The organism is Marinomonas sp. SBI8L (genome assembly GCF_001624705.1).
Classification (GTDB): Bacteria; Pseudomonadota; Gammaproteobacteria; order Pseudomonadales; family Marinomonadaceae; genus Marinomonas.
In genome coordinates this window covers 365107-387951 of sequence record NZ_JSEO01000003.1, presented here as the reverse complement: position 1 = coordinate 387951, position 22845 = coordinate 365107, and the positions used below count along the sequence as shown (strand labels likewise).

Here is a 22845-nt window from a genome sequence, read left to right as displayed (position 1 = left end):
ATTTAATTAATTGAAATAGCTCATCAGCGACCTGGGAAACCAGGTCGTTTGCACCTCTTATTGCTTGTAGGATACAGATTATGTCTTCAACTCACGCGGCGGTTGATCGCTCCAACTTCCTTGAAATCAAAGGATTACAGAAAGAATACGTGCCAGGTAACCCGATTTTAAAGGGCATCGACATTAATATCAGCGAACCCGGCATTGTCGCCATCATCGGTCCATCAGGCACAGGTAAAAGTACCTTATTACGTTGTATCAACCGTTTAATTGACCCAACCGCTGGGGCCATCTTGTTTGATAATGCAGACCTTAGCCAAGCTAAAGGGGGCGAATTACGTAAGCTACGCCGCCAAGTCGGCATGGTGTTCCAAGAATATAATTTGGTTGAACGTTTAACCGTGATTGAAAACGTATTAACCGGTCGCCTTGGTTATATGAGTGCGTGGCAAGCTTGGCGTCGTAAATTTAGCCAAGAGGACATTAATGGCGCATTTGAATTACTCGAAGCAGTTGGTCTAAGTGAACATGCCAATAAGCGTGCAGACAGTTTATCTGGCGGCCAGCGCCAGCGTGTTGGCATCGCCCGCGCTGTTATGCAAAATCCGCGAGTGTTATTAGCCGACGAACCAACCTCTTCCCTTGACCCGAAAACGGCGGTTGAGATCATGGAGCTACTAGAACGTTTCTCAGAGGAAAAAAACATCCCTGCTCTGGTCAATATTCACGACGTTAAACTCGCCAGCCGTTTTGCCAAACGCATGATAGGCATGAGTAATGGTGTGGTCGTATATGACGGCTCTCCAGAAGGCATCACAGATGAACACCTTAAACAAATTTATGGAGGTGAATCATGGCTGGACTAAGCACCTCCAAAGAGTATGAAAATCCCTTTAAGCGTAACTGGGTAAGCACAGGTATCTGGGCGCTTGTAGGCGTCTATCTGGTTTATTCTTTCAATGCTATGGGCCTCACATGGGATAGATTTTCACAAGGTTTAGGCCATGCGGACAAACTTTTAGGTCGTATGTTCCCACCTAACTTTGACCGTTGGGAGCTGTTATTAAGCGGCTTAGCAGAAAGTTTAGAAATTGCGGTTATCGCCAGTGTCTCAGGCATAGTACTGTCACTATTTTTTGGTCTCTTTGCAGCCCGCAACTTGATGCCAAACTGGGTCAGTGTGCCTATGCGAGGCTTCATTGCCTTGTGTCGTACGTTTCACCCTGTGATCATCGCCATTCTCTTTGTGAAAAGTGTCGGCTTTGGTGCTCTAGCAGGCATACTCACTCTGATCGTGGCCTCTATTGGCTTTATCGCTAAGCTGTTTGCCGAGGCCATCGAAGAGATTTCACTCAAGCAAGTAGAAGCGATTCGTGCCACTGGCGCAGGCTTTGTGAGTGTCATTCTTTTCTCTGTGATGCCACAAGTTTTCTCCCGTTTCATCGGTTTTTCTGTGTATCAGTTGGACTCTAACTTACGTAACTCCACCATGGTGGGAATCGTGGGTGCAGGCGGTCTTGGTGGCACCTTATTCTCTGCGTTCCAGCGCTTTGATTATGACTTTGTTGCTGCCATCTTAATCACCATTATTGCCTTGATCATGCTGGGCGAGTTTCTGTCTAACATAGTCAGAAATATCTTTAGATAAGCCTTTAGGAGCCAATTAAATGAATACAATGAATCATCAATGGCAGCGTTTTACCCTAAAGCAAAAGCTGTCCCGTTATGCGGTTTACCTAGTACTTATCATGGCTATGGTGCAATCGATTCAATCGGTCGAGGTCATCCCTGAGTTCTTCTTTGATGCACCAGAACAAATGGCAGACATGTTCAGCCGTATGTGGCCTATTGATTTTGCTTACTATCCTGTGACAGTCCATGACGCCATGATAGAAACCCTTAACATCGCCACCCTAGGTACGTTAGTTACCTTGATCTTCGCCCTGCCTTTGGCCTTGATGAATGCGAGCAATATTGTGGCATCCCCTTGGGTACACTGGATTGCACGATTCTTCTTAGTTTCTTCTCGATCAGTAAACTCACTGGTTTGGGCACTCTTGTTTGTGTCTATTTTTGGTCCAGGAGTTATCGCCGGCGTACTCGCCATTGCCTTTCGTTCTGTCGGTTTTGTCGGCAAGCTATTAGGTGAAGCGATTGAAGAGGTAAACATGGGGCCGATTGAAGCCTTAAGAGCTACTGGCGCCTCTTGGATGTCAGTACTACTAAAAGGCTACTGGCCGCAAATCCTGCCAGCCTTTTTCAGTATCGTGCTATTTCGTTGGGACATTAACGTACGTGAATCAGCGGTATTAGGCTTGGTCGGTGCTGGCGGTATCGGTGTGGTATTAAGTGACTCAATGAACCTGTTTGAATGGCAACGAGTGGCAGTCGCATTACTCTCTATCTTTGCCGTTGTTATCGTCGCTGAGATTATCGTGGTGAATATTCGTAAACGTTTAATCTAACGATTTCAGTTAACAATAGCATTCAAAAAAGGGCTCAACTTTATTCTAAAGGAGAGCCCTTTTCAGGTTTAATTAACGCCTGAGACCATTCATCTAAAATGATTTTTCGCTTCATTTCATCCGTTAAAACCAAGAGCTTTAGCCCTAATGCAATGGGCCTAGTATTACCCGTATCCGATAGATCGAACGAGGTATTCAAGTAGTCTTTTCTCACTTTGGCATTAATAGGAAATAAGTTCGATTGCTGAGCAAGTACCTGTTGCCCTTGCTGAGATAATAAAAAATCTAAAAACACTTTCGCGAGTTTCGCATTCGGTGCTGTTTTCGGGATAAAAGCCGTACGCATAATCGCGACTGTGTAATCTTTTGGAAGTACAAACTTAATTTGAGGGTAGGTTTTAGCCCAAGATTTAGCGTAGGAACCGAGCAAATTATAAGCGATTGCTATCTCTCCATCTGCTAAAGCCTTGAGCATAGCAGCGCTACTCGGATAAAGACGGACATCATGAATACCAAAAGACTCTAATACACGCCCATAACTACTAGATTGCTGACTATCATGTGCCCATAAAAGATAGCCAATGCCGACTTTTCCAATATCAAAAGTACCAATCAGCCCTTTAAGTCTGTGTGAATTTTGCCGTATAAACTCCAACATCTGTGCTCGGCTTTGCAAGCTCGGCGCTATGATGCTGGAATTACGAGAAATGAAATCATGGTTATAAGCAATGACTGCTGGCTCATAGGTAAAACCAAAAATTTCATCTCGCCAGTTCGCCCATTCTGGCAAGCTACGAGTTTGCTCAGAACGATAAGCTTGGGCATGGCCATCGTTAACTAACTTGATTTGTAAATCCATGGCGGAGCTTGTAATAACATCCGCATCAGCCAATTCGCCAGCCAGAAATTCTTGGTATAACTCACGTGAACCTAGCTCTTCATATTGCACAATAATATTCGGAAAGCGGTTCATAAAAGCGTTAAACAAAGGCGTTATTTCTGGCGTATCTGCCGCACCTTTTACTTTTAAAATCAGCTTACTGGCGCTCTCGCTCAAGGCATTTTCTTGCTTATTGGCTAGCGCAGTAAAACTTATCATCAAGAGGATAAAAGCAGATAAAAACTTTATCATATTAAGGTTCCAGCAATTCAAAGCTTATGTTCACAATAAGACCTGTGGGCGCATTATCAACAAGCTCTAAGGATGCCCCGTGATGATCAACTACCTCTTTGGCAATTGCTAAACCTAAGCCAGTGCCAGAACGCGGATTATTGGCACTACGATAGAAGCGCTCAAATACATGGGGCTTTTCACTATCAGGTATCCCTATCCCCTTATCTTGTACAGACAAGGCAATCTTAGGCGTTGAGCTGGCATCAATTTTGGCTAGACTCACCACAACAACTGAATGAGCTGGGCTGTATTTAATCGCATTTTCTAGAATATTTCTTAGCATCTGCTCTAATGCGAACTCATCTCCTAAAATGTGAGCTTGCTGCTCTTTTGCAAATGCTTTCTCTCCCTCAAAAGCAATTTCAACCTCTTGCTGTAACGCAGACACAACCACCTGTTTACATACTGTTTTTGTCATTTTAACAAGATCAATTTGAGTTAACTGTTGGCTTTGAAAACGATGGGATAAGGTTGCCTGCATCAGTAGCTGAGTTACAGTATGATTTAGCATATCGCATGACTCAATCACACGTAAAAGCTGCTTATGTCTGACATCTTCATCCTCTTCGGACACGGCGTTTTGTGCTTGGGATTTTAACCCAGCCAGTGGCGTTCTTAATTGATGGGCCGCTTCACTGGTAAAGCGCTGCAGTTGATTCAAGTTGTTCTCTAGCTGTCCCATAAAATGATTAATACTTTGCACTAACGGCTCAAGCTCTGTCGGCACGGGTAAATCAATTTTCGACAGATCAAAACCTGTACGAGAAGAAAGCGCTCGATTGAGTTTATTTATGGGCTTTAGTAATTGCCAAATACCTAGCATAACTAAAATAAAACCCACAGAAATAAAGGGAAAGACAAGCTGAATACCACGCCAACTAATTTCATTTGCTAGAGCCTCTCTAGCAATCACGGTCTGCCCAATTTGGATGCTCACATCACCAGAATAATTAGCTTCTGTCAGACGTTTTTTATAGACAAGAAACCTGACTGGCTCACCATCATAACTAGCATCAAAAAAGTAAGAATCAGGTTTATGCTGAGGAGCATCAAAGTTAGCTCTTTGTCTTTTATCCTTGCTAGTTGGTAAAGCATCATAGCCTGTTATTTTTTGCCCTGTTTTGTCTTTGATTTGATAAAAAACTCTATCATTTGGCGCTGAGGATAATATTTCAAAAGCAGACCAAGGCAGGTCTACCGTAATTCTCCCCTCCTTCATACTAATGCTTTCAGCCACTTGAATTGCCGCACTGGTAAGCAATCTGTCGTAGGAAATCTGAGCAGAACGCTGGCCATAACTATTAGCTAAAAAGAAAGTAATAAAACTCGCAATACACAAAAGGAGCAAGGTCATTAAGATCAATTGCCCACGAATAGATTTGCCAGAAGGGCTAATCATTCAAAGCTTCCAAAATATAGCCAAGCCCTCTTAGGGTGCGGATTTCAACCTGACTCTTTTGCAGTTTTTTTCTTAACCTTGCAACATAAAGTTCAATCGCATTAGGGCTTGGTGGCTCATCAAAGTTATAGAGGTGGTCGATCAAATCATCTTTACTGAGCACCCAACCTGTATGAGTTAAAAAGACTTCTAATAATCGAAACTCTCTTTGCTTTAGATCGATTAAAACCTGATCTACATACACACTACAGGCCTTTCTATCTAAGCTAAGATTGCCATATTGAATAAGATCATGGGCTTGGCCTTGTTGGCGCCTTAATAGAGCACGACACCTTGCATCAAACTCACCAAAATCAAAGGGTTTAGTCAGGTAATCATCTGCTCCAAGATCCAGTAACTGGATTCTATCTTTCACCTCATCTCTGGCCGTTAAAATAAGTACAGGAGTAATGGTTTTTCTGATTCTGAGTTTATTTAATACTTGCTCACCATTCATGCCTGGTAAGTTCAGGTCCAAGATCACAAGGTCGTATTCTTGGTGCCTTAAAATGTCATTTGCATCGGCACCACTGGTCACAAGATCCACCCCGTGACCTTGTTTTAAAATACGTTGATTAATGGCTTCGCCTAATACCTCATCATCTTCAACAATCAGTATTCTCATAAATCATTACCTAAGTGGCACTGGCTCTTTTCCTTAATCTATTCCATCCATCCTAGACTCATATTCAATAAAAATGTCTTACTGAATAATCAAAATATTAGCAGCCACTAATAAGTCTGTTAAGACAAATAAGTTTTTTCCATGACAGCTTGCTGACAGCTTTCAAGACTATGTAAACACGCCATTCACTGGGTGTTTAGAATCACTTCATCAGCGGCAAAAACACAATTTATGTGAGAATCTCCTGCTTGATCCAATCAATAAACTTCACCACATCAGCCCTTTGTGACAGGCTTTTAGTACATATTAGGTGATAGTTATATTTCGCCCTTAATGATTGCGGAAAAAGCCGAATTAAACGCCCTGTTTTTAAATCATCCGCTGCCAATACGCTGCTGGCCATCGCCACCCCTTGCCCATCTATTGCGGCCTGTAACACCATGCTCGACATACTGAATCTTGGCCCATGTTTAAAGGCGTCTTTATTTAGCCCATTCTCTTCAATCCATTCGGCCCAACCGGGAAAGGACTTGTCCGCAGAACGTCGCTCAAGGTGCAATAAAGGATAATCACTTAGGGCTTCTAAACTGGCACACTGGGTCATCAGGTGAGGGCTACAAACAGGAAACAGCTCTTCATGAGAAAGAGATTCCACATGCATTCCTTTCTCCTTGATTGCCCCATAACGAATCGAAATATCCACATCATCATGGGCAAAATCGATGAGTCGAGTTGAGGCGTCAATACGTAAATCAATATCAGGGTGTTTACGCCTAAACTGCTCTAATCGAGGCAATAACCATTTCGCGCCAAAAGAAGGCGCCACGCTAATGGTAATGAGCTTTTGTTCACTATAGGTTTGTGCTTTTGCTGCGGCATCACCTAACAGCTCAAACCCTTGCTCAATGAGAGGAAGACAAGCTCTACCCGCTTCTGTTAAGCGCACAGATTTATTTAAGCGCTTAAACAACTCAACGTCTAAATGGGCTTCCAACAACTTAATTTGCTGGCTAATAGCGCCTGTGGTGACACATAACTCATCCGCTGCTTTTTTAAGACTTTGATGCCGTCCAGCCGCTTCAAATGCCTGCATCGCTTTTAAAGGAGGTAAGCGTTTCATCGTATTTTCCACTTTTTCAGTTTAGTTATTCTATTATTTTTATAAGCGTTATTGGTAGAGATCATTTTTTCATTAGCGTTTCTAACTTATAAAACGATTTTTCTATAGCATCATTATTACTAAATCAAGATTCTAAAACCCTACAAAGAACAATCACTAAAGAAGAAAGATATTAAAAATAAATATAATTAAAACAATAAATTAGAAATATAATATTTTTCATCAACCCTAGATAGAAATCACTTTATTTTTAATTTTATCTATTGCGCTAATTTTTCAGTGTAGTTTTTCTATACCAAATAGCTAAATCTTATCGTTTGTCAGTCAAAAGCCTCCACGGTACTTTAGCCCACATCAGCAAGTCCTAAAATAAAAAACAGCATTTTGATTTAGAAAATCTAAACTATAGCTCGAGGTGACCTCATGCAAACATCCATTCCCTGCACCATGATGCGTGGCGGTACGTCACGTGGACCTTATTTTTTGGCGAATGATTTACCTAGGGATTGGGAAACACAAAAACAGGTTTTATTGTCAGCGATGGGATCATGTACGGGTCAACAAATTGACGGTATTGGTGGTGCCACCAGCTTAACCAGTAAAGCGGCGATCATTTCGGTTTCAGAGAGTCCAGAAGCGGATATTGATTATTTGTTTGCACAAGTCTCTATCGATGACATGTCCGTAGATACCGCGCCATCTTGTGGCAACATCCTCTCTGGCGCCGCCCCTTTCGCCATAGAGTCCGGTTTAGTCCGTGCTCAATTAGGCGAAACTTTAGTCAGAGTGCGCAACCTAAACACCAACTCTTTCATCCATGTCTTAGTACAAACACCTGATGGTTTTGTTAATTATGAAGGTGAAACTCAAATTGATGGCGTGGAAGGTAGTGCGGCACCTGTCATGCTCAACTTCTTGAATGTTGCAGGGACAAAAACAGGCAAGCTATTCCCAACAGGCCAGCTAAAGGATTCGATTCTAGGGACAGAAGTCAGTTGCATAGATGCCGCTATGCCTATGGTGCTTATCCCTGCCACAAGCCTTGGTATTAAAGGCAATGAGTCCAAACAGAGCCTAGATAATAATGAAAGTTTGCTTGCGCGTATCGAAGCGATTCGTTTAATCGCAGGCGAAAAAATGGGATTGGGAGATGTTTCTCATCAAGTGATTCCCAAAGTTGGTCTACTAAGTACACCACAACAGGGTGGCAGCATTACTTCTCGCTATTTCGTCCCCCACAACTGCCATGCCAGCCACTCTGCAACAGGTGCTATTTGCGTCAGTGTTTGCTCCGCCATTCCAGGCACAGTCGCAGAAGGCTTAACCCCCATAGCACTTGATAACCAAGTTAATAGCAAGGGTAGCGATAAAGCGAAGCAAGTCGTTATTGAACACCCAAGTGGAAAAATCACGATCGCGTTAAACATGACGCTTAAGCAAGAGCGTTCTGAAATTCATCAAGCAGGACTAGTTCGCACTGCTAGACGTTTATTTCGAGGCGACCTGTATGTCCCTAGCCGTATTTGGACGCCTTTAAAACTGCAAGCATCCTAATCAGTTTATCCATTTTCAATAAAACCACACCAAGTCGTCTGTGACAGCTTGGTGACAGCTTACCTTTTTAAGGTGGAGCAATAAGAGTAAACCCGACCATAGGCATGGTCACCCTTAATACAAAAATAATTATGAGGCTTACAATGAGTTATCAACTTAAAAAACAATCAATCACACGATTGATGCAAGGCATCATCACAGGCGCAAGTATTGTGCTTGCAACACTTTCAGTACCTGCTCAAGCCACTGATTTTAGTGGTAAACGTGTTGAATGGATTGTCCCTTTCAAAGAAGGCGGTGGTTCGGACACTTGGGCGCGCTTCTATGCACCTATGATCTCAAAAAACCTACCGGGTGAACCTGTAGTCGTGGTGAAAAACATCCCTGGCGGTGGCTCTACCAAAGGGGCAAACCAGTTCCAACGTCGTGCTAAAAACAACGGCCTTAACGTACTAGGCACCTCAGGTTCAACTCAATTCCCTTACCTATTAGGTGATCGTCGCGTTAAATATGAATATCAAGATTGGCACGCTGTACTTGCCACACCAACAGGTGGTGTCTTCTATGTGAATGCTGATCTGGGTATTAACTCAGCGCAAGACCTAGTGAAATTACGCAATCAAGAACTTAAGTATGGTAGCCAAGGCGCAACCTCGTTAGACCTAGTCCCACTACTTGCTTTAGACATGTTAGACATAGATGTTAAAGCAATCTTTGGCATGAAAGGTCGTGGCGCAGGTCGTCTCGCTTTTGAACGTGGTGAAGTCAATATCGATTACCAAACCAGTGCCGCTTACCTGAAAAAAGTGACACCTTTGGTTAAAGAAGGCAAAGCGGTACCTATCATGACTTGGGGTATTTTGGCTGAAGATGGTAGCTTGCAAAGAGACCCAACTTTCCCAGACCTACCTCACTTCGCTGAAGTCTATGAAATGATTCATGGCGAAGCCCCTTCTGGTACTGACTTTAAAGTTTGGAAAGCTTTCTTTGTCGCAGGCTTTGCTGCTCAAAAAGGGATTTTCTTACCTAAAGGGACCTCAGAAGAAGTGATTGAAACTTGGCAGAATGCCATTGCTAAAACCGTTGAATCAGACGAGTTTAAGAGCCGTTCTGAAAAGGTTTTAGGCCTTTACCCGCAAGCAATTTATGGTGACGCTACCAGTGCCTTTAACACAGCTCTTTCTATCTCAGACGCAGATAAAGAGTGGGTCCGCAGCTGGTTGACTGAAAAGTATAACGTACGCTTTTAATCCCTCACTATCTTTACTCTTTCACTTTGATAAGCCCTGTTTTCAGGGCTTTGAGAAGCTCATTTATCGGAGAGCGCACATGCCTCACCTAACCAACACCTGTGGTCGAAAAACCGTTCGCCATATCATTACTTTAAGAGGCTTGAGCGCATGATTGATGCATTCTTAATCGCCCTGCAAACCATACTCACGGGCACTCATCTTTTATACCTTTCTGGCGGCGTTTTACTGGGTCTCGCTATTGGTATTTTTCCAGGTTTAGGTGGCATAGCAGGCCTCTCTCTCCTGTTACCTTTTTTATTCGGAATGGAGCCCGTTTCGGCCCTTGCCATGTTAATTGGTTTGGTTGCTGTTATCCCAACGTCTGATACTTTCACCTCAGTATTGATGGGTATCCCCGGCTCAAGCGGGTCTCAAGCCACTGTGTTAGATGGCTTCCCCATGGCCAAAAAAGGCCAAGCAGCCAGAGCCTTATCGGCAGCTTTTTCTGCCTCTTTGTTCGGCGGTTTATTTGGTGCTTTAGTCCTAACCTTATTTGTTCTTATTGCTCGCCCTGTCATCCTAGCGTTTGGCTCGGCTGAGCTATTTATGCTGACCTTACTCGGACTGAGTATGGTAGGTGTACTAGCAGGTAATAGCCTAATTAAAGGCTTGAGCGCCTGCGGCATTGGCTTGCTGTTTGGCAGCATTGGTGGCGCTCCTGCGACCGGTGAATACCGTATGAGTTTTGATAATAGCTACCTAATGGATGGTATTCCGTTAGTGGTGGTTGGCTTAGGTATTTTCGCTATTCCCGAAATTATTGATCTATTAAGACAAAATCGCCCTATTGCTGAAGCCTCTAAATTAGGCAGTGGTTGGGTTGAAGGCATCACAGATCTAGTACGTAACAAATGGCTAGCGATTCGTTGTGCCATTATCGGTTGCATAGTCGGCGCACTCCCAGGTCTTGGTGGTAGCGTTGTCGATTGGATCGCCTATGGTCATGCGGTTCAAACCTCAAAAGACAAGTCAGAGTTTGGTAAAGGTGATGTGCGTGGTGTATTAGCACCAGAGTCATCCAATAATGCCAAAGAAGGCGGTGGTCTTATCCCTACCCTGTTATTTGGTATTCCAGGTTCTGGCAGTATGGCTGTCTTCTTAGGTGGCATGGTACTTATCGGTCTTGAACCAGGCCCTGCTATGGTCAGCACAGACCTAGACATCACTTACACCATTGTCTGGTCTCTTGCGATGGCGAATGTTATTGGTGCCGGTGCTTGTTTAATCCTATCTAAGTGGGTCGCTAAGCTCACGACCATACCTTACGCCTTAATGGCCCCATTCATGATCATGGTGATCTGCTTTGCGGCTTTCCAAGCGACCCGAGATCTTGGCGACTTGATGGCACTATTGGGTATCGGTTTATTAGGTATTTTAATGAAGCGCTTTGGTTGGCCAAGACCGGCTTTTTTAATCGGTTTTGTACTCGCTGGCGGTATGGAAACCTATTTATATCAAGCGGTACAGTTTGATGGTTGGGGCTTCTTATTAAAACCGGGCGTTATCATCATTGGCATCATGACGGCGGTTTCTATTTACTTTGCAGCAAGACACGCAAGCAAGTCAGATGATACTAGTGACGCTGAGAGCGCTGAGAAAGACAATCTAACTCAAACACAAGCTAAAGCTCAGCACTCCATTCGCCCACAGGTAATATTTGCCGCTGCGGTTTGTCTAACCTTCGCCTATGGTTTGTACGACTCTTTACAGCAATCCTTTTTAGGGGGCGTGTTTACCGCAGGCTTATCTGGTCTCATGCTCATATTATCCAGTATTGTGCTTTATAAGCTTGTTACTAATAAGTTTGATGACCCTGTGAACTTTGATAATGAAATCGTCGCAGGCTATAAGGGCGATCAAAGTGTTGCCAGCTTGATGCATTATATCTATTGGTTAGTTGGCCTTATCCTGGGTTGTTTTGTACTTGGCTATCTTATTTCTATCAGTCTCTTTTTTATTGCCTTCTTGGTCTTAAAAGCGCGTACCTCCTTTATAAAAACCGCCTCCCTAACTATGAGTGCCGTTTTATTCTTAAGTGTTCTATCTCATGTCATGGTGTTAGATCTTCCCCGTGGCCTGCTACAAGATCTAGTTCAACTTCCCTGGCCGATAGGCTAGGGAGTTTTCTCACGGAGATTTTTTATGATTACCCCAAAATCCTTATTAATGCCCCTCTCCACCAGTGGCCACATTAATGAACGCCTTGAAGGTGCGCTTTCCGTGGCTAACTACTTTGATGGTCATTTAGAAGTGCTGCATGCTCAAGTTAGCCCAAGACAATTTATCCCAGAAGGTGCGATAGGTATTCCTACCAAGCTAGTACGAGAATTAGAGTCACTGGCGGGGAAGTTCTCTCAGTCTGAATCACAAACCCTGCAGACAGAATTCGCTAAGTTATGCCGTAAGCTAGATATCAAACTGAGCGAAAAAGCATCTAGCCGAAATACCACTGCCCACTGGGTCGAAGTGAATGGTTTACGCAGTGAGCTAGTCGCGGAAAAAGGCAAGGTATCTGACCTTGTCATTATCCCTCAGTCTAAATCAGGTAGCTCTACCGCTACCTTTGAAGCCGCCATTATGCGCAGCGGCAAACCTGTTTTGCTAGTCCCTAGAACCATGACCCAATTTAAAGCGGATAAGGTCTTGATTGCTTGGAATGCCAGTACTGAAGTGGCCCGAGCAATAAGCCATGCGCTGCCAATTTTAAAACGAGCCCAGCAAGTCATTATCACCACAGGTACTCGTAAGGGATATCGTCAACCAAGCCCCAATGAGCTAGCCGATTATCTTAAATGCCATGGCATCAATACCATTATTGAACAGTTCGATAATAGCCATAGCGCCACAGGTGAAGCTTTAATGAGTTTCGCTAAAAACCATCAAAGCCAACTCATCATAATGGGCGCCTATACAAGACGACGTGTGCGTGAACAAATCTTTGGCGGTGTTACTCGTCATATGCTGGCCAAGTCTGATCTTCCTATTTTTATGATGCACTAAAAAATAAAACAAACCTTCATCACCTAGGAGCACTAAGATGCAAATCCCTCATATCTCCATTAAAAGTAAACTCCTTTTGCTCTCAGTGCTCCCAGTGGTTGGCCTACTTATTGTGGTCGCCACCTCCTTAATCCAACTAAAAACAGCTAATCAAGGTGTCGAAAAGGTATACCAAGAGCATATGGTACCTCTTGAAAACCTAAAGATTATTGCGGATGACTATGCCATTTATGTCACTGACTCAGTCAATAAAGCCAATGCAGGGTTGATCAATGCAACCCAAGCCTTAGAGGGTATTAACCGAGCACAAGCAGAAATAAGCGAGAAGTGGCTTGCTTATCGTAGTCGTAACTTAAGTACTGAAGAGCGATTACTCGCTGAAGAAGCCGAAGTCTTATTTGTAAATGCCGACAAAGCCATAGAGAAAGTCACTCAGAAGATCACCAGATTAAGCGAGATGAGCCCAAAAGTCGCCTCTCGTTTAAATCGTCAAATTGGCCCTTTATATAAAGATATTGATCCCATTAGTCATAAGATTGCGGCTCTCATCAATTTACAAATGCGCCTAGTGGAAAAAGAAAACAAAGTACTTAAAGCAGATTATCAAGTCCATCTTATTTGGCTCACTAGCCTAAGCCTTTTTCTTATCAGTCTATTAGTTTTTCTCAGCTTTATTCTCTATCGTGCCGTGAAGAAGCCCATCGACGATTTAAGTAATAGTATGGAGCGCATTATTAGAGATGCGGATTTTACCACCAGTATCCCAATCGAAAGACAAGACGAAATTGGCACCATGGCAACCCATTTCAATGCCACTATCTCTATGATTCGCCATGTAATTAAAGAGCTCAACAATGTGACCGCTAAGCTTGCTAACTCCTCTTCAGAGCTCACCCAAATCAGCGCTGAAACCAAGCTAAGAATCAATGCCCAGCGCGAGGAAGTTGAACAAGTCAGCAGCGCTATGCAACAAATGGTCGAATCCACCAATAAGGTGACAGGTCAATCTGAAAGCGCTAATAAAGAAGCCCAAAACACCAGTAATCAAGCAAATGAAGGTTCTGAAGTCGTACAAGATTCAATGCAAACAACCAACGCCCTGATCGAAGAGATAAATAAGTTATCAGGTCAAATCAGTATCTTAGATGCTGATAGCAACAACATAGGCCAAGTGGTTGATGTGATCACAGACATCGCTGATCAAACCAATTTATTAGCCCTTAATGCGGCGATAGAATCTGCCCGTGCAGGGGAGCTCGGCCGTGGTTTTGCCGTGGTTGCCGATGAAGTTCGTACCTTGGCACAAAGGACACAAGCCTCTACAGACCAAATTCGTGATGCCATAAAAAGCCTGCAAACTGGCACAAGTTTAGCCTCAAAAATAATGCAGCTGTGCTCCACTCAAGCCGATAGCGCAGAAAACAAATCTCAACTTGCTGCTGAGACGTTAACTCAAATTGCCAAAGCTGTTGAACGTATGACACACATGAATTTAGACATAGCAGATGCATCGGATTTGCAGTCCCATGTGGCTGAAAATATTAATACTTCATTAGCCACCATCAACACCCAATCCCAAGAAGTAAATACCGGTGCAGATAAAGTCACCCAAGCAAGCCAAGAACTAGAGACATTATCTAGCGAGCTACAAAGGCTTTTAGGCCGCTATCAAGTGTGATGCCTAGGGAACCTGCGAATAAGTCCTCCCGCCTCAGCGTGAGGATAAAAGCCGCTAGATTTATGGCGAGGAGCGCAACTTAATAGTGATTCTATTGATAAGGTTCTCAACATAAAGATAGGGCTTTTAGACCACGCCCTTCGGGTCTTTGAATAATGCCAAAACGGCATTTCAGAAAAAGTCACGCCCTGTGTTGTCACTTCTTGAAAGGTACCTACATTACGTCAAAGTAACGCCTTGTGTGATACGTTTTCTGAAAAGACTGAGAAGAGGTGACTTATTCGCAGGTTCCCTAGTACTGCGTATCTGGTTTCTACCTAAAGATTCTCGAAAAATAGAGGCTAAGCACTAGCCTCTATTTTTAATCTCCTTTCATTAAGACGATTAACTTAATTTAAATTTATTCAACATTTTATCTAAATCAGCCGTTAAGTCAGACACCTCTAGGCAGGTTTCTTCAATCATATTGGTGCCTGTTAAGGTATTAATCGATGCTTGATGTATGGATTTAATATTAACGTTTAGCTGATTGGTCACATTACTTTGCTCTTCAAAAGTATTCGTCACTAATTCATTTCCGCCTGAAATTTCTTTAACTTTTTCGATCACTTGATGAATTGAATCACTACTACTCTCGACGAGTTTTACGCTACTTTCTGACAGTATCTGACCCTGTTTCATCGTATTAACGGATTCACTGGTGGTTTTCTGAAGTCTCTCAATTTTAGACTTTATTTTTTCTGTGGATTCTTGCGTGCGTAAAGCAAGAGAACGTACTTCATCGGCAACAACGGCAAAACCTCGACCTTGCTCACCCGCTCTAGCGGCTTCAATAGCAGCATTCAGGGCGAGGAGGTTGGTTTGATCTGCGATACCACTTATATCCTCTAAAATGCTACCTATTTCGTATGCCTCAATTTCTAATTGCTCTATGGTCTCTTCAGCAATAGTAATATTACTCGCAAGTGAACTAATACTATCCGCTGTTGAATACATAGAGGATTCAACATCATTCGCAACACTAACAGCCTCATGCGCATACCTTGAAGCAAGGCTTATATTGGTAGACATTTGTTGGGCAGTTTGTCCCATATCACCCATTGCATTTGCTAATAAGTCAGCTTCCGATTGCTGATTTAACATCAAGACTTTGGCCTCTGCTGATTGCTTGGACATATTGGCCGTTACTTCTACTAACTTACGGGAAGAGCCAGCCACTATTACTAAGGCTTGTTGCATGGCACTCATGAGATTATTAAAGGCATGGCTTGCCTCTGCAATTTCATCTTTGCCTTTAATTTCCGCTCTCATACTCATATCACGGCTATCACTTGTCTTGATAATGACATTCGTTAGTTCTTTAAGCCTTGGTACAGAGATAAAATATAAAACATAGCAGCCCAAACTCACGATTAAAATTAATACAATGCCACTGCCAATATTTGCATAGTTAATAGCATTAAACGTTCTATTAATCTCGTTATTAGACTCTTCTCTTAAAAATTTAAAGTTTTCATTCAGTTTTTCAAAAGCTTTCAAAGCCTTACTATCATCTATTTTAACTAAAGAATCGATTAAATCAGGGGCATCACCCTTTATAACCATAGGCTCTATTTTACTTAACATATTAAAATATTGCTCAGCTACTTCTTGAACACTATTTAAAGATTCTATTTCAACATCATTTATTAAGTGAATTTTTTTATAAATTTTAATTTTATCAGTAATTTCAATATATTTTTCAGTAACTTTTTTTGAGTGCTTAAAATCACCACGTATTACAAAATTCTTAAAATTATGAATCAAACCGCCATATCCAAAACTTTCTTTTATTTCCATTAACATTCTTTGTCTTTTCTCGACATCGCTTAGATATAACTCCCATTTATTTTTAACTTCATTTTGAGAGACAACTGAAAAAACACCAAATGAAGTCACAAAAATTGATAAAAACACTGAAAACACAATAAACTTAAACTTTATAGTAGTCACTAAACACACCTTAAAAATTATTTTTCAGCCTTATAAATTCAAAAGCAGGAGAATAAAATTGAATTTTTTATAAAAACTAAATTACCATTCATAAAATTCGTGATAATTTATACATTAACTCAGATTGAGTGATGATTTAGTTGTCAATAAGTCGCGGTTAGTTTGCAAAAAGTACAAATAGTTAACAGAGTTAAAAAACATGTTAGAAAAATTCAATCAAAGCCAAGCAGAACTCAGTTCTCCACTTAGCCAATTAAAAATGAGTAGCGTTTTTTATACTCACTCTACAATGAAGCAGCCATGGGGTGTTAAAATGCCTGCCATCCCTTCTAGCACAATGTTTCATCTTGTATTGGAAGGGACTGCCGTTGTTGTCATTTCAGGAAAGAATATTGTATTAAATCCAGGGGACTTTATTTTACTGCCGAGAGGACGTGGCCATGACATAATTGATAAAAACCTCTCACCAGCAGAAGAATTAACGGAGCAAAGTTTATCGAAAGTAACTGAGTTTTATGAACGTCTGACAACAGGTGGTGATGGAGATATTACTACCACCTTATGCGGAACCGTTTTATTTGAGAATGAAATAACTAAATCAATTATTAACTCTATGCCAGACTATATTCTAATACCGAGTAGTGAAAAGTCTCATTCAACAATTAAAAGTACGGTTAACTCTATAAAAAGAGAAACAAGAAATTTTGATTTTTGTGCTGGGTTAATTGTTTCAAAACTAGCTGATATATTAATATTACAATGTATTAGGACTTGGGTTTCACAGTTTTCAGATATAAATAAAAACTGGATAGTTGCTTACACAGATAAAAACCTATCGGCAGTTATGTATCATATTCATAATGATACAGCTTCAAAAATCGATTTAGAAAAACTATCTCAAATGGCAAAAATGTCTAGAACAAGTTTCATCAATCACTTTAAAAATATAGTAGGACAAACACCTAAAAAATATATCAACAACTGGCGATTAGCGATAGCTAAAGACCGCTTAAAAAACACGAACGAAAACGTTCTTAATATTGCATTTGAAACAGGTTATCAATCAGAATCATCATTTAGCCGAGCCTATAAAACAAAATATGGCGAATCACCCTCCATTACAAAATCAAAATCCCCCCATATGATTTTATAATGAGAACTAAGATCATATACTTAGTTTTCATGTTTAAAAAAATTCAATATAAGTCAATTATTTATAAAGCTTCAACATAAAGATAGGGCTTTTAAGCAGCGCTCTGCGGGTCTTTTAGAAAGGGTGTTAATCTGTATTCTTTCTTCTCGAAAAGTGTCTAGATTACGTCAAAGTGACGGCTTGTTTAAAAAGACTGAAAAGAAGTAACTAGTTCCTAGCTTCCTTGCAGCAGCTTTGATAGGAAGTTTTTTTAAACCTATTTAAGCATGAGTTTATGTAATGCTTCTATGTCATTAACTCGATTGCCCCTTCCCCTGCTTTCCTCTTTTATAGGCGTTTATATAACAAATATAAAAGAGGCTAAGTCATGTCAGCCAATGACTTTTCGTTAGACTGTAAATTAGACAATCAACTAGACAGTCCGTTAGAAACGCGCGTAGAAACAGACTTGATTGGCGTACTAGAAGTGCCTGTTGATGCGCTATATGGTGTACAAACTCAAAGGGCCATTGCGCTCTATCCACTCAATGGTGAAAAGCCGTTAAGCGCTTACCCTGTGCTAATAAAAGCCATGCTGAGGGTGAAGAGAATTGCGGCTCAAACTAACCTCAACACAGGGGAATTAGAGCCTAAAATTGCCCAATCGATTATCCAAGTGATTAACAGGCTATTAGACGACTTACCGCTTGAGCAATTTCCAGTGCATGCCTGTCATGGTGGTGGCGGCATTTCGACCAATATGAACATCAATGAAGTGGTCGCAAACCTAGTAAATCGTGACGCATTTTTTCGCCCATTGGGCACTTACTCTCCAGTTCATCCCAACGATCATATCAATCTCAATAATTCCACCAGCGACGCTCAAACCACTGCTTGCCACTTTGCTGTGATTGAGCAATGGCAATCGTTAGAAAGCAGCATAGACAAGCTTATTAACGAGTTTAATGCCCAAGGAGCGAAATGGCAGCATGAACAAAAAATCGCCCGCACCTGCTTGCAAGATGCTGTAGAGATCAGCTTTGCCGACCTGTTTAGTGGTTATCAAAGCCTGATAGAGAGAAACAAAAAACGCCTTAACCAAGGGGTAATAGAACTTTATAAGATTAACCTTGGTGGCAATATTATTGGTCGTAAAGGAGATGTATCACAGGCATTTTTTGAAAGCATCATAGACCAGGTGAATACCCAGATGTACACCAGTCTATTTTGCCATAGTGACAACCTGTTTGATAGCTCTCAAAACCATGATGACCTTATCTCCATTGCCAATCGTCTTGAGTTATTTGCCCGTGGCTTGATTAAAATCGCCAAAGACTTTCGCCTCATGTCATCAGGCCCTGAAACAGGCTTCGCCGAGCTCAATTTACCCGCCGTTCAACCTGGCTCCTCTGCCATGCCGGGTAAGGTGAATCCAACCATTGCAGAGTATTTAGTGCAGTGTTGCATGCAAGTCTGTGGGCGTTGCTACACGATACAAATGACGCAAGATCATGGGGAGCTAGACCTTAACGTCTGGCAGTCTCTTGTTATACATAACTTATTAGATGCCATGACTTGTCTAGAGAATGGCATCCAAGCGTTCACCCAGCATTGCCTGAGTGGTGTGACCCCCAACAGCCAACAAAATCAGCAGAACATACAAACCATGATCCCGACTTTAATTCGCCTTAAACAAGAAAAGGGCTATTCCTATGCCTCAAAAGTATTCAAGGAGAGCCAAGGTGATATTACAAAAGTCAGGGCGCACCTTATAAAAGATAAACAAGGAAGCTAACAAGCGAGAAAACGGAATGAGAACCAAGGAATGAGTTTTTAGCCATAGCAGTATTCAATAATCTCAATTGTGGCTTGAGGCAGGGCTTTCTAAACTTAAAACAAGTCACCAACACACTATTTTTGACAGCAAGATCAAAATAAAAATTAACCAACAGGATATGAAAATGACAACAGCACAAGAGATCCCGCTAGCTTGGGCAAACGACTGGCTAACTAAGCCAAAACAGCAGTATATCAATGGCCAGTGGGTCCAAGGTGAAAACACGGATTGGCAGGTTAAGAACCCAGCCAATGGCGACACACTTTGTGCGATTAGCATGGCGAGTGAAACGCAAGTTGAAAAGACAGCAGAAATCGCCAAACACCATCACAACATGGGGACTTGGAATAAGGTAAGCCGAACTGAACGTGCTAATTTATTGCGCCAAATTGCGCGTTTAATCCGTGAAAATGTCGAAAAGCTGGCCCTATTAGAAACCTTGCCTAACGGGAAGCTGTTCTCTGAATCCATGGCGGATGATATCCCAACCTGTGCCGATATTTTCGATTATTATGCGGGTTGGACAGACAAGTTCTACGGGGAAACCTCACCTGTTGATGAAGGTTTTTTAAACTACACATTAAAAGAACCTATTGGTGTTTGCGCCCTGATTGCCCCTTGGAATTTCCCTCTATATCAAGCCAGTTTAAAAATCGCACCTGCCTTAGCCATGGGCAATACAGTGATTATTAAACCTTCTGAATACACGCCTTTAACCACGATTTTCCTAATGGAATTAATCGACGAAGCGCTAGATATTCCAGCCGGTGTGATCAATATGTTGCTAACCAATGGCAGCAGCGCCAATCAACTTACCTTGAGCCAAAATGTGGATAAGGTGTCTTTTACCGGTAGTACAGGTGTGGGCCGTAAAATTGTGCAGAACTCAGGACAGTCTAACCTAAAAGCCGCTACTTTAGAGCTTGGCGGTAAGTCTCCATGTATCTTCTTTGATGATACGCCAGACCTAGATGGCGCGATTGATAGAGCCTTTAATGTGATGTTTTCTCATAAGGGTGAAAAGTGCTCCGAGCCTACTCGCTTCCTGATTCACGATAGCATTTACGACTATGTACTAGACAAGCTAGTGGAAAAAGCCAATGCGGTAGTTTGCGGCAACCCGCTAGCAGAAGGTGTTGACCAAGGTCCACAATGTAATCAGGTCCAGTTTGACAAGATCATGGAATACATTGAAATAGGTAAAACTGAAGCCAAACTAGTGGCGGGTGGCTATGCGGATACCCAAGGTGACAATGCCAAAGGCTACTTTATCAGACCAACTATATTTGCCGATGTTGCCCCAGATGCCCGTATTGCCCAAGAAGAAATCTTTGGTCCAGTACTTAGCTGTATTCGTTTCAATACCACAGAAGAAGCTGTCGCCATTGCCAATAGCACTGAATACGGTCTAGCGGCCGGTTTATACACGGCCAATGTTTCCCGTGCTCACAAAGTTGCCGAACAATTAGACGCAGGCATGCTCTTTATCAACCGCTACGGTTGTTATGGTTTAGCAGCCCCTTTTGGTGGCTTCAAGCAAAGTGGCTGGGGCAAAGAAATGGCAATACATTCTCTCTCTTCCTACACCAAAACCAAAGGGGTTTGGGTCTATTACGGGGATGCTTAAGCGGTTATTAGCTCTCTCATAACAGCTCTTAAAGCTGCAACACACTTACACCCATGTTAGCGCTCCTAGGAGCGCTTTTTTTATTTCAGAAAGACACTCATAAGCTTAAAAAAATCGGTTCAGAAATTATAATTAATCATTTATAAATCAATATATTAGCAAAGCATTACTTAAAGTCATGCTAGTTTGAATTTAAGTGATTTTTAAATTAATTAAGGCTAGTTCACTCTTGGTGGCTCTTACGATAAAGCCATTTTAACCTGCTCAATAAATAAAATAATAATTGGAAGATCATATGAAAAACATTCGCCCTATTACGTTTTGGCCAGCCTGTATTGGCTTGCTGCTAACAGTAATATATACCATCTTGGATAAACAAAATTTCATTGCTGCCACCTCAGCAATCAATACGGCCATCATAGATAATCTGTCTTGGTTATTTAACCTCAGTGCACTCTTTCTAGTGGGTGTTGTTGCTTATGCTTTTTTCGCACCGGTTAGCAAAGTAAAAATTGGCGGTGAAGGCGCTAAACCTATGCTTTCACCGTTTCAGTGGTTTGCCATTTCACTAACAACCGTTATCGCTATGGGCATATTATTCTGGTCTGTGGCTGAGCCTATTTTGCATTACCACACACCACCTGCTTATCTTGGCATTACCCCAGAAAGCCCAGAAGCAATGCGCTTTTCCATGTCTACCATATTCGTACACTGGACTATCACTCCCTACAGCATTTACACAGTGGCAGGCTTAGCCTTTGCCCTTGCTTTTCATAACCTAAAACTGAACTTTTCCATCGGCTCCATGTTGCGCCCTTTATTAGGCCGTTGGGTTGACGGTGTTGGCGGTCAAATCATCGACGGCCTAGCGCTGCTATCGGTTGTATTAGGTATGTCAGCCACTTTGACGTCTGGCCTACTTGTAATTGCCGATGGTATGAACTCAGTATTAGGCATTGAAAAGAGCCCTTTCATTTACGGCCTCATCGCTATCGCTATCATTGGCTCCGCCATTATCTCAGCAGCATCAGGCTTATATCGAGGCATTCAAACTCTAGCTCGTATTAATACTTGGTTATATTTTATCGGTGCAGCCTTCATTTTCGTTGTTGGACCAACCGCTTTCATACTCTCTCTTGGCGTTGAATCTCTGGGTGTTTATCTGTCTGAATTTTTCGCTCGTAACCTAGTCACTGGCGCATCAGGTAACGACCAATGGCCAGGCTGGTGGACAGTGGCTTTCTTTGCTAGCTGGTTCGCTTGGGCACCTGTCAGCTGTCTTTTCCTTGGCAAGATTGCCCGTGGTTACACAGTTCGCCAATTCATCATCGTTAATATGTTATTACCTTCTGCCTTTGGTTTTCTTTGGTTCAGTACCTTCAGTGGTTCAGCGCTTTTCTTCGATACCACCATGGGTGGCATCATGTATGACGCTTATCAAGCAGATGGTTTTGCGGCGGTTATCTATGTGCTATTCGATCAACTCCCTGGCAGCACCTTACTTAGTGGTCTGTTTGTTTTTGCCTGCTTTATTACCTTTATCACAGCCGCTGACTCAAATACGGATGTTATTGGTGGTCTTTGCACCAAGGGTAATAACTCTGAAAACCAGAAATCCCCTCTTTGGGTAAAAGCCTTATGGGGCAGTGCTATCGCTTTTGTGGCTTGGATTAGTGCCTCTTTCATTGGTGTTGATGGGGTCAAAATGCTGTTCAACCTATCCGGTTTGCCCGGCATGTTAATCGTCCTCGGCTCAGGTTTTGCCTTTATTCGCCTAGCTCAGAAAGTCGAAATCAATGGCCAAATAGTTGAGATCAAACCTTCGACACTTGCTGCTCTTGAGTCTCCAACCAAGGCTCAGACGTCAGGTGTCACAACCCCTGCTAACTAAAGCAAACCACTTATTAAGAT

The 22845-nt window shown here is 42.2% G+C and carries 17 protein-coding genes; 12 read left to right on the top strand and 5 right to left on the bottom strand.

The features are described from left to right. Positions 1-80 precede the first annotated feature (80 nt). The 3 genes from phnC to phnE (OA91_RS05845) are packed head-to-tail and all read left to right on the top strand — an operon-like array spanning position 81 to position 2465. On the top strand, positions 81-866 hold the full coding sequence (gene phnC / locus OA91_RS05855) for a phosphonate ABC transporter ATP-binding protein (protein WP_063336719.1): 786 nt from the start codon (positions 81-83) through the stop codon (positions 864-866). Beyond that, complete coding sequence (gene phnE / locus OA91_RS05850) at positions 854-1648, top strand: phosphonate ABC transporter, permease protein PhnE (protein ID WP_063336718.1); 795 nt, start codon at positions 854-856, stop codon at positions 1646-1648. Before phnC ends, phnE (OA91_RS05850) begins: the two co-directional genes overlap by 13 nt. Positions 1649-1667: 19 nt before the next feature. Beyond that, a complete protein-coding gene (gene phnE / locus OA91_RS05845) occupies positions 1668-2465 on the top strand; it encodes a phosphonate ABC transporter, permease protein PhnE (RefSeq protein WP_063336717.1) in 798 nt (265 codons plus the stop codon). Between the two features lie 40 nt (positions 2466-2505). Here phnE (OA91_RS05845) and OA91_RS05840 read toward each other — a convergent pair whose 3' ends face one another. The 4 genes from OA91_RS05840 to gcvA all read right to left on the bottom strand — a co-directional run bounded on the left by OA91_RS05840 (position 2506) and on the right by gcvA (position 6822). Beyond that, the gene (locus tag OA91_RS05840; protein WP_082827795.1) at positions 2506-3597 is read right to left on the bottom strand and encodes an ABC transporter substrate-binding protein; all 1092 of its coding nucleotides are present in this window, start codon (positions 3595-3597) and stop codon (positions 2506-2508) included. Between the two features lies 1 nt (position 3598). Beyond that, the gene (locus OA91_RS05835; RefSeq protein ID WP_063336715.1) at positions 3599-5038 is read right to left on the bottom strand and encodes a sensor histidine kinase; all 1440 of its coding nucleotides are present in this window, start codon (positions 5036-5038) and stop codon (positions 3599-3601) included. Then, positions 5031-5702, bottom strand: coding sequence for a response regulator transcription factor (locus tag OA91_RS05830; RefSeq protein WP_063336714.1), 672 nt, complete (start codon positions 5700-5702; stop codon positions 5031-5033). Before OA91_RS05830 ends, OA91_RS05835 begins: the two co-directional genes overlap by 8 nt. 229 nt (positions 5703-5931) lie before the next feature. After that, the gene (gene gcvA / locus OA91_RS05825) at positions 5932-6822 is read right to left on the bottom strand and encodes a transcriptional regulator GcvA (protein ID WP_063336713.1); all 891 of its coding nucleotides are present in this window, start codon (positions 6820-6822) and stop codon (positions 5932-5934) included. Between the two features lie 423 nt (positions 6823-7245). On the opposite strand from gcvA, the gene OA91_RS05820 reads away from it, so the two are divergent. The 5 genes from OA91_RS05820 (at position 7246) to OA91_RS05800 (ending at position 14346) form a co-directional block, all read left to right on the top strand. Beyond that, entirely contained in the window at positions 7246-8376 is a 1131-nt protein-coding gene (locus tag OA91_RS05820) for a 4-oxalomesaconate tautomerase (RefSeq protein ID WP_063336712.1), read from the top strand. Positions 8377-8519: 143 nt separating this feature from the next. Further along, the gene (locus OA91_RS05815; RefSeq protein ID WP_063336711.1) at positions 8520-9626 is read left to right on the top strand and encodes a Bug family tripartite tricarboxylate transporter substrate binding protein; all 1107 of its coding nucleotides are present in this window, start codon (positions 8520-8522) and stop codon (positions 9624-9626) included. A gap of 150 nt (positions 9627-9776) precedes the next feature. Then, on the top strand, positions 9777-11786 hold the full coding sequence (locus OA91_RS05810; RefSeq protein ID WP_063336710.1) for a tripartite tricarboxylate transporter permease: 2010 nt from the start codon (positions 9777-9779) through the stop codon (positions 11784-11786). A 24-nt stretch (positions 11787-11810) separates the two neighbouring features. Continuing rightward, positions 11811-12668, top strand: a complete 858-nt coding sequence (locus tag OA91_RS05805) for a universal stress protein (protein ID WP_046018464.1) — start codon at positions 11811-11813, stop codon at positions 12666-12668. A gap of 37 nt (positions 12669-12705) precedes the next feature. Beyond that, the gene (locus tag OA91_RS05800) at positions 12706-14346 is read left to right on the top strand and encodes a methyl-accepting chemotaxis protein (protein ID WP_063336709.1); all 1641 of its coding nucleotides are present in this window, start codon (positions 12706-12708) and stop codon (positions 14344-14346) included. A gap of 384 nt (positions 14347-14730) precedes the next feature. Here OA91_RS05800 and OA91_RS05795 read toward each other — a convergent pair whose 3' ends face one another. After that, a complete protein-coding gene (locus OA91_RS05795) occupies positions 14731-16302 on the bottom strand; it encodes a methyl-accepting chemotaxis protein (protein ID WP_157203762.1) in 1572 nt (523 codons plus the stop codon). A 235-nt stretch (positions 16303-16537) separates the two neighbouring features. On the opposite strand from OA91_RS05795, the gene OA91_RS05790 reads away from it, so the two are divergent. From OA91_RS05790 to OA91_RS05775, 4 genes are all read left to right on the top strand, one after another. Then, a complete protein-coding gene (locus tag OA91_RS05790) occupies positions 16538-17491 on the top strand; it encodes an AraC family transcriptional regulator (RefSeq protein WP_063336707.1) in 954 nt (317 codons plus the stop codon). A gap of 367 nt (positions 17492-17858) precedes the next feature. After that, complete coding sequence (locus OA91_RS05785; protein ID WP_063336706.1) at positions 17859-19265, top strand: lyase family protein; 1407 nt, start codon at positions 17859-17861, stop codon at positions 19263-19265. A 166-nt stretch (positions 19266-19431) separates the two neighbouring features. Beyond that, positions 19432-20934 carry an aldehyde dehydrogenase family protein gene (locus OA91_RS05780; RefSeq protein ID WP_063336705.1) on the top strand — a complete coding sequence of 501 codons (1503 nt, stop codon included), beginning with the start codon at positions 19432-19434 and terminating at the stop codon, positions 20932-20934. 295 nt (positions 20935-21229) lie between these two features. Further along, positions 21230-22825, top strand: coding sequence for a BCCT family transporter (locus OA91_RS05775; RefSeq protein ID WP_046018247.1), 1596 nt, complete (start codon positions 21230-21232; stop codon positions 22823-22825). Positions 22826-22845 lie beyond the last annotated feature (20 nt).

Bases quoted from the DNA above. Each gene is read 5' to 3' on its own strand.
- phnC (WP_063336719.1), top strand. From the start codon at position 81: ATGTCTTCAACTCACGCGGCGGTTGATCGCTCCAACTTCCTTGAAATC.
- phnE (WP_063336718.1), top strand. From the start codon at position 854: ATGGCTGGACTAAGCACCTCCAAAGAGTATGAAAATCCCTTTAAGCGT.
- phnE (WP_063336717.1), top strand. From the start codon at position 1,668: ATGAATACAATGAATCATCAATGGCAGCGTTTTACCCTAAAGCAAAAG.
- OA91_RS05840 (WP_082827795.1), bottom strand. From the start codon at position 3,597: ATGATAAAGTTTTTATCTGCTTTTATCCTCTTGATGATAAGTTTTACT.
- OA91_RS05835 (WP_063336715.1), bottom strand. From the start codon at position 5,038: ATGATTAGCCCTTCTGGCAAATCTATTCGTGGGCAATTGATCTTAATG.
- OA91_RS05830 (WP_063336714.1), bottom strand. From the start codon at position 5,702: ATGAGAATACTGATTGTTGAAGATGATGAGGTATTAGGCGAAGCCATT.
- gcvA (WP_063336713.1), bottom strand. From the start codon at position 6,822: ATGAAACGCTTACCTCCTTTAAAAGCGATGCAGGCATTTGAAGCGGCT.
- OA91_RS05820 (WP_063336712.1), top strand. From the start codon at position 7,246: ATGCAAACATCCATTCCCTGCACCATGATGCGTGGCGGTACGTCACGT.
- OA91_RS05815 (WP_063336711.1), top strand. From the start codon at position 8,520: ATGAGTTATCAACTTAAAAAACAATCAATCACACGATTGATGCAAGGC.
- OA91_RS05810 (WP_063336710.1), top strand. From the start codon at position 9,777: ATGATTGATGCATTCTTAATCGCCCTGCAAACCATACTCACGGGCACT.
- OA91_RS05805 (WP_046018464.1), top strand. From the start codon at position 11,811: ATGATTACCCCAAAATCCTTATTAATGCCCCTCTCCACCAGTGGCCAC.
- OA91_RS05800 (WP_063336709.1), top strand. From the start codon at position 12,706: ATGCAAATCCCTCATATCTCCATTAAAAGTAAACTCCTTTTGCTCTCA.
- OA91_RS05790 (WP_063336707.1), top strand. From the start codon at position 16,538: ATGTTAGAAAAATTCAATCAAAGCCAAGCAGAACTCAGTTCTCCACTT.
- OA91_RS05785 (WP_063336706.1), top strand. From the start codon at position 17,859: ATGTCAGCCAATGACTTTTCGTTAGACTGTAAATTAGACAATCAACTA.
- OA91_RS05780 (WP_063336705.1), top strand. From the start codon at position 19,432: ATGACAACAGCACAAGAGATCCCGCTAGCTTGGGCAAACGACTGGCTA.
- OA91_RS05775 (WP_046018247.1), top strand. From the start codon at position 21,230: ATGAAAAACATTCGCCCTATTACGTTTTGGCCAGCCTGTATTGGCTTG.